The organism is Carnobacterium gallinarum DSM 4847 (genome assembly GCF_000744375.1).
GTDB lineage: Bacteria > Bacillota > Bacilli > Lactobacillales > Carnobacteriaceae > Carnobacterium > Carnobacterium gallinarum.
This window is the reverse complement of the sequence record NZ_JQLU01000004.1, coordinates 441458-447546: the sequence shown is the minus strand read 5'-3', so window position 1 is coordinate 447546 and position 6089 is coordinate 441458. Positions and strand designations below refer to the sequence as shown.

At 32.9% G+C, this 6089-nt stretch carries 9 protein-coding genes and 1 pseudogene; 6 read left to right on the top strand and 4 right to left on the bottom strand.

All coding sequences use genetic code 11. The features are described 5' to 3' along the window. The 3 genes and pseudogenes from BR43_RS04875 to BR43_RS04865 form a co-directional block, all read right to left on the bottom strand. A pseudogene (locus tag BR43_RS04875) lies at positions 1 to 266 on the bottom strand (rolling circle replication-associated protein); the annotation flags it as partial. Positions 267 to 431: 165 nt separating this feature from the next. Next, positions 432 to 728: a hypothetical protein gene (locus BR43_RS04870; protein ID WP_034559997.1), complete on the bottom strand. Its 297-nt coding sequence runs from the start codon at positions 726 to 728 to the stop codon at positions 432 to 434. 235 nt (positions 729 to 963) lie between these two features. Further along, positions 964 to 1293, bottom strand: a complete 330-nt coding sequence (locus BR43_RS04865) for a hypothetical protein (protein ID WP_034559996.1) — start codon at positions 1291 to 1293, stop codon at positions 964 to 966. Positions 1294 to 1482: 189 nt separating this feature from the next. On the opposite strand from BR43_RS04865, the gene BR43_RS04860 reads away from it, so the two are divergent. Then, on the top strand, positions 1483 to 2337 hold the full coding sequence (locus tag BR43_RS04860) for a helix-turn-helix domain-containing protein (RefSeq protein WP_034559995.1): 855 nt from the start codon (positions 1483 to 1485) through the stop codon (positions 2335 to 2337). A 90-nt stretch (positions 2338 to 2427) separates the two neighbouring features. On the opposite strand, the gene BR43_RS04855 is transcribed toward BR43_RS04860, so the two are convergent. Next, a complete protein-coding gene (locus BR43_RS04855) occupies positions 2428 to 2703 on the bottom strand; it encodes a hypothetical protein (protein ID WP_034559994.1) in 276 nt (91 codons plus the stop codon). Positions 2704 to 2822: 119 nt separating this feature from the next. Between BR43_RS04855 and BR43_RS04850 the strand changes: the two genes are divergently transcribed. The 5 genes from BR43_RS04850 to BR43_RS18970 all read left to right on the top strand — a co-directional run bounded on the left by BR43_RS04850 (position 2823) and on the right by BR43_RS18970 (position 6085). After that, positions 2823 to 3047, top strand: coding sequence for a helix-turn-helix domain-containing protein (locus BR43_RS04850; protein WP_034559993.1), 225 nt, complete (start codon positions 2823 to 2825; stop codon positions 3045 to 3047). 70 nt (positions 3048 to 3117) lie between these two features. After that, on the top strand, positions 3118 to 3393 hold the full coding sequence (locus BR43_RS04845; RefSeq protein ID WP_034559992.1) for a YobI family P-loop NTPase: 276 nt from the start codon (positions 3118 to 3120) through the stop codon (positions 3391 to 3393). A 305-nt stretch (positions 3394 to 3698) separates the two neighbouring features. After that, positions 3699 to 3950 (top strand): hypothetical protein, encoded by a 252-nt coding sequence (locus BR43_RS04840; RefSeq protein ID WP_034559991.1) that lies wholly within the window; start codon positions 3699 to 3701, stop codon positions 3948 to 3950. A 12-nt stretch (positions 3951 to 3962) separates the two neighbouring features. Next, entirely contained in the window at positions 3963 to 4325 is a 363-nt protein-coding gene (locus BR43_RS04835) for a hypothetical protein (RefSeq protein ID WP_034559990.1), read from the top strand. Further along, a complete protein-coding gene (locus BR43_RS18970) occupies positions 4316 to 6085 on the top strand; it encodes a T7SS effector LXG polymorphic toxin (RefSeq protein WP_051933811.1) in 1770 nt (589 codons plus the stop codon). The genes BR43_RS04835 and BR43_RS18970 overlap by 10 nt, the downstream gene beginning before the upstream one ends. Positions 6086 to 6089 lie beyond the last annotated feature (4 nt).

Below are 6089 nucleotides of genomic sequence, written 5' to 3'. Positions count from 1 at the left end.
TTCGTTTGGTTATCAAAGTTAGTATCAATTAGTCTGGCAACGGCAAAGCGTTGGTTTTTATAGTGTTTTTGCTTTCTCTTTAGGCTATCATATTGTCCTTGTGCAGTTAATTCATCAAATGTGTATTTGGTATTTTTCAGCCAATCAGGCGTTTCTTTCTTTTCAACGTTGTCTTTTTTTCTTTTTGATAGTATAGGTTGTTCATATTCCCAAATTTCAATATACGTAGGTGTTTCAATGATTTTTTGATTGTATCCATGTAGCAATCTTAATCACTCCTACTAAAGAAATTGAGTTTTGTTATTGATGATGCAGTTGTCAAAGAACGAGTTTAAACAATCTTTTTTTTTCGCCAGATAGTGTTCTATAAATCAAGTTAAGTAGGAAGAAACGCTTCGCTTTTCTTTCCAGACAACCCATCCATCGTGTGGCTATTTTCGGACAGAATGCGGTCTGGACTTATGTCCTACCGCTTCCGCCGAAACCACCCGCTGGAAGTATTGTCCTTGCTCATATATTTCATCTTTTTTTTGATGTATATCCTTATATTGATGAGTTAATTCTTGGCAATGAATAGCCAACTTGTCTATATCATTTTTGATTTCCTTTAAGTTAGTTTCTACCTTTTCCCAAATAACAGCCATCAATTCATGATGATTCATATTGTTGTATTTATCATCCGTATCAAAGAGTTGACGTAGTGTTTTGTCACGTCCAAGAGTAGGCATTAAATGGACACCTTTTTGAAGTAGTTGAATTTTCAGATGTCGAAAAAGTTCTTATTTTTCGGCGATTGCTAGATTCGATACCTTTATTAAAGTTTGTAAAAAGTGGCGTAATCATAGCGGAATGTATAATGACATTCTTTTTGAATGAAATTTGCCCAGCTATTTAAGGTGGATAAAGAGTGAAGCCCTTGTATTTTTTCAAGGGCTTCGTAAGCAGTAAAGTAATTAGTAGTGCTCATTTTTTATTAACCAGTGTGGCAGATTTAGCAGAAGCGGTTAGACCATAGCTGATAAAATGTCCATTTGCACGTCCCCATGGAGTAATGGTTAATTGTTCAAATGTAATGATTGCCATTCCTTCTTTTCCTAAATCTTCATTCGAGATAACAGGAAATTCTGAGGCTACTTTTACGCTTACTTTCTCAAAACGTAATTTTGGAAGAATGCATTCATAGTTCCAGCCTAAGACTTCTCCATCTTTTTGCCACTTGGTTACTTGTACAACTTGGTAGTCACTTTCAAGTTTTGTTATTGGTAAAACTAAGTCATTGATTTTAATTGCCAAATTAGATTCCTTCTTTCTTTTTGTGTAAACGATTTTGTATACGATGAGTTTAAAAAATGTAGGGTACCTCTACAAATTGAATTATATACGATTGCATACACGAAGTCAACAAGTAAATTGAAAAAAATATACGATTTTTTATACGTTGTGATATACTCATATGGAAGACGTATTTAGGAGGGATTAAACATGTTTGAATTGCTGAAACCAAATAAGGAAAAAGTTGGAAATCGCTTAAGAATGGTAAAAGATGAATTAGGTTTGTCTTTTACAGAGTATGGAAATAGATTAGGCTTGATTAAACCAACCATTAATTCATATGTACGAGGATATTCTCTAGCGCCATTGGAAGTAGTTAAGAAGGTTTCTAAACTTAGCAATAAACCAGTAGGATGGTTTTATTTTGGTGAACTTGAAGAGTATATCCAAGATTATTTAGTATTAAAAGGACATCAAGTATTACTTAATGACCATCCAGATGTACCAGCGGAAATCAAAAAGGAATTTTTAACGGGTAGCTTCAAAAATCCTGGTTGGGAAAATGAAGTAGGTTATCCAGTTGAGGAATTTATGGATGATTGTTTTGCGGAGATTCACCAGAAGCTATTAAGAGAACATATTCAAGAATTATCCTTAATGTATCTTAAAAAGAATGCTGAACTAGATGAAGTAAAGAGATTGGATGCCAGTATTTTTATTACATCAGAAATGATGGGTTATTATGAAGCAACAAGAGATTTTGACTATGGCGATACAGATAAAATGATGGCTTCTATACAGAATTTCTATGAGAGTAATCTAAAGGGGGAGGATCTCTCTTTTGATGATGGTTATCTCGTTGGAAAATTAATCAATATCCTTGCAGATAGTAATAAGACAGAACAACTGATTTCAAGTTTGTCTGGCGAATTAACAGGGAAAAAATTCTCGAATGCTTTTGGAGGAGACGAGTTAATAAGTACTTTTCAATCTTTACGACCAGAGTTGTTAAAGATATATGCAGAGAAAACCTACGAAGATTATTATGACTGGTTTGAAAAATAAATGAAGATAGATAATGAACAATTGAATAAGCCAACAGCAACTATATTTACTAGTGTTGCTGTTGGCTTATTTTTTTTAATGTAGTGATTGTTACGTTAAGGAATCTTCTGATTCTAAGTGACTATAATTTACTCCTTCAGAAAATCCTTTTCTATATATATTTATGTGTACATATTCAGCAAGTTGAAATTTAATTTTTTTAAGAATCTTTTTATTAGTTTCAGTTGGATGTTCTAGTACTTTAGTTTCAGCAAAGTTAATTTTTTGTCTCATAAGCAGATATTCTTCATCTTCTTGTATAAAGTGAGATAAATAGTCAAGATAACTTTCTTTAAAAATTTGTTGTAATTCTTTTTCTAATGTCATTGTCGTTCCTCCTATATATTTATTTGAACAATCCATGTCTATGCGAACAACACTCTGGGAATATTATACTATATCATGTTCATATAGACAACAAAAATAGGGTCAATGGAGGAAACTTAATGTTGGAAGATACTCATGATAGAAAAGTGGAAATACTGATTAATAATTTATTGGCAGAACGTAAGATGTCTTTGAGAGAACTTGCACGTTTGTCAGGAATTGAGCCATCTAATTTAAGTAATCTTGCAAATGGTAAAAGAGAACGAATTTATTTGGAGCATATTGAAAGAATTGCGGATGCGCTGGAGATTGATGATATATCAAAGATTCTAAGACTTAAGTAGTTAGTATCGATAATTCGTACTATTTTTATTGATTAAATTATAATTAAATAGGTTTGATTAGGAGGAATATATGGTAGATTTAAAATTTGAAAAACTAACACCCGATAAAGATGTAGATATTTCTTCATACGAAGAAGCTTTAAATTTTTCTTTTTCTAATGAAGATGTAACAAATGTTGCTTTGACGGGTTCATATGGTGTAGGTAAAAGTTCAATAATTGAAACGTATGAAAATAAGCATCCTGAAAATAATTATTTGCATATTTCTCTTTCACATTTTATTGACGTCATTTTTTGCTTAAAAAGCGTAATTCTTTACGATTTATTTGACATGTCAAAAGATTAAAGCACATTAAATAGCTATTTTTATAAATAGGCTCGGAATATCACACCATTTAAAAAGGTAGTTGACAATACTATATTGCAAGCGTTGTGTATTGTCAGCGCAAAGTATAGCCTATGTTTACTTTTCTCAATTTTCCTATTTCGTTTCTCTACTGTTCTTCCATATTGACAATCTCCATATATTAATTTTATATGCTGAGAAATAAAATATTTATCAATTTTTTACAATATGTAGATATTTTTTGATATACTGGTTTTATAATGAATTAAAAAGATCTATATTAGAGATGATTGAAGGAGGAATCTATGGTGAAAATTGCTTCGAATATTGACGTAGCTAATAAAGCAGTTGCAGGAGTAAAGTCAGTAATACTTAATAAAGGGCAACAAGTAACTTTGAGAAAAAGCACGGTTTTGAGTATGAAAACAGGGACAGAAGTTAATAACCAACTGTTATCAGATTTATCTCAACTGGTGGAATGTGTCTCAACTCAAAGTGAGAAATTTCCTAAGATTGCAGAGCTTATTGCCCTTCAAGATAGCCAGATTAAATTTTAAGGGGTGAAAACATTGGAAAACAAAAAGAACGAGCAAGATAGAGCTAGTTACAATCAATTGATAATACAAAAAGAAGATCAAATGGATGAACTTACAATTGAAAAAAGAAAAATAGGCGAAGCTATTCAAACTCTAGAGGAAGATCTTCACAGAGGCTTTCAAAATGTGGCTATGTTAAATGATGAAGCAGCACGATTTGGAAATGTTGAAAATAATCGGCTACAGCGCCATGATGAGGAACAATCGAGAATATTTCGGCAGCTATTACAAGAGTCAAACGAGCAGATTGAAATAGGCTATCATGTGGGAAAGAAGAAAATAGGTGAAGAGCGAGAGGCACTTTATAAGAAACGGGGTGAGGTTCCTTGGGATTAGTTTATTCAAGTAGTGAGTCCGCCGAATTAATTCAAGTATTAACAAGTAATTTGGCAAGTGGAAAAGAAGCGACCAATCAATTAAAGGCAGGAAGCCAACAAGTGGTCGCTGCAGTAGATAGCCATACATTAGCCGGAGCTGCCTATACTGCTGGAAAAGGACTGTTTAGTGATTTGATTATTCCAACGATTACACGGGCAACTACTGCTTGTGAATCAATAGAACAAGAACTCCAACAATATAATTCAGCTGATCAAAGCATTTCGAGCGAAGGTTATTTGGATGAAGATATTTTAACGCAACAAATTGCTACAAAAAAAGCTATGAAGGCGTCAGTTAATTTTGCTTCAAATGTGGCAAAAACAGCAGTCAGAAGTAATCCTGTGGCAGCCATACTAGATGCGTTGCTTGACTTTCAACGTAATTTAACTCATATGTCTGAAAATATTCAAGATGATATTGACCAATTGAACAAGAAATTAGAAAAGTTGTATAACTTTTCTTCGCAAACAAATGGATTGTTTAGTAACAGTCTAAATGATATGAAGATAGTGATGCAAGGTATTCTAGTATTAGATGGAACAATCGTAAATAATGATGGAACATATACATTGCCTATTGGGGCAGATAAAAGCTGGTTTACGACGCTACAAGACGGAACAAAAGTGAAAAATATGACACAAAAGCAAACTTATATTCAATCATTACAAGAACAATTTGGGTTTGACGAAACGACCGCTAAGCAAATTTATAAAATAAAGGAAGGGTTAGATAAAAAGTTTCCTGAATTATCTCAGAAAGAAAGAGATTATTTGTTTACAAGAATTCTTGGAGAATTTAGTTATAGCGACGGCATTAAAAATGTGCTGATGTGGAATAATACAGCAGGTGGATTAGGTGTATATTTCTACGATGAAATTAAACACTATACAGGAGAAATACTAAAATCACCTAAAGATTTAAAAGCCATATTATCTGATTTAGGCCTTTCTGAAAGGGAATACAATGAATTGTATTATAACTTGGGACTACAGCATATATTATCAGCTGGTAATGTAACAGCCGATAAATTAAATCCGGAAGCATATGCAAATGCTAAAAAAAATTATGAAATAGCATATGGTAAAATTAGTGTTGAAAAGTTTACTCAATTTTGGAATCAAAAATTAAGTGATTTTAACAATAAGGGAGATTTTACTCACCAATCCATTACGACTGCAACAATACTTGATGAGAATTTACGCTTAGCTAATATGAGCGGCGTTGTGACGGGACGATTCGACTCAAAAGCTGTAGATGAACTCGCTGGTTGGAGAGGAGACACAACTAAAGTTCCAGCAGAAAAGCCAAGTATTGGTAACGATGACTATAAAGCAGACTTAGATGCAATAAATATTACACAAAGAATGACTAAAAAAAATGTAAGTTATGCCCAAGCATCGAATGACTATTACAATGAGCTGGCTAATGGTCAGACGAATCGTGCGAAGGAATTCAAAGACAACTCTGGTTATGATTATGTAAAGAATGAAATTCTGGATGACTTAGCGCCTAAATACGAATATACTGTTGGAGATACAAAGTACCAAACGAAATATGAAGAGCGACCAGATGCGTATCATGCAAATACTAAACGAAATCTTACTGAACAAGAGAAATTGAATTACATGAAAGAGCATTATCCTGCTTCGTATAACTTCATTGAAAGCTTGAAGAATAATGAGAATGAGTATACAAATTATGCTGACAAAGGAAGTTAATCAG

What these genes read in the sequence shown, in the direction of transcription:
- BR43_RS04845 (WP_034559992.1), top strand. Translation starts at nt 3,118, where the DNA reads ATGGTAGATTTAAAATTTGAAAAACTAACACCCGATAAAGATGTAGAT.
- BR43_RS04840 (WP_034559991.1), top strand. Translation starts at nt 3,699, where the DNA reads ATGGTGAAAATTGCTTCGAATATTGACGTAGCTAATAAAGCAGTTGCA.
- BR43_RS04870 (WP_034559997.1), bottom strand. Translation starts at nt 728, where the DNA reads ATGCCTACTCTTGGACGTGACAAAACACTACGTCAACTCTTTGATACG.
- BR43_RS04855 (WP_034559994.1), bottom strand. Translation starts at nt 2,703, where the DNA reads ATGACATTAGAAAAAGAATTACAACAAATTTTTAAAGAAAGTTATCTT.
- BR43_RS04860 (WP_034559995.1), top strand. Translation starts at nt 1,483, where the DNA reads ATGTTTGAATTGCTGAAACCAAATAAGGAAAAAGTTGGAAATCGCTTA.
- BR43_RS04850 (WP_034559993.1), top strand. Translation starts at nt 2,823, where the DNA reads ATGTTGGAAGATACTCATGATAGAAAAGTGGAAATACTGATTAATAAT.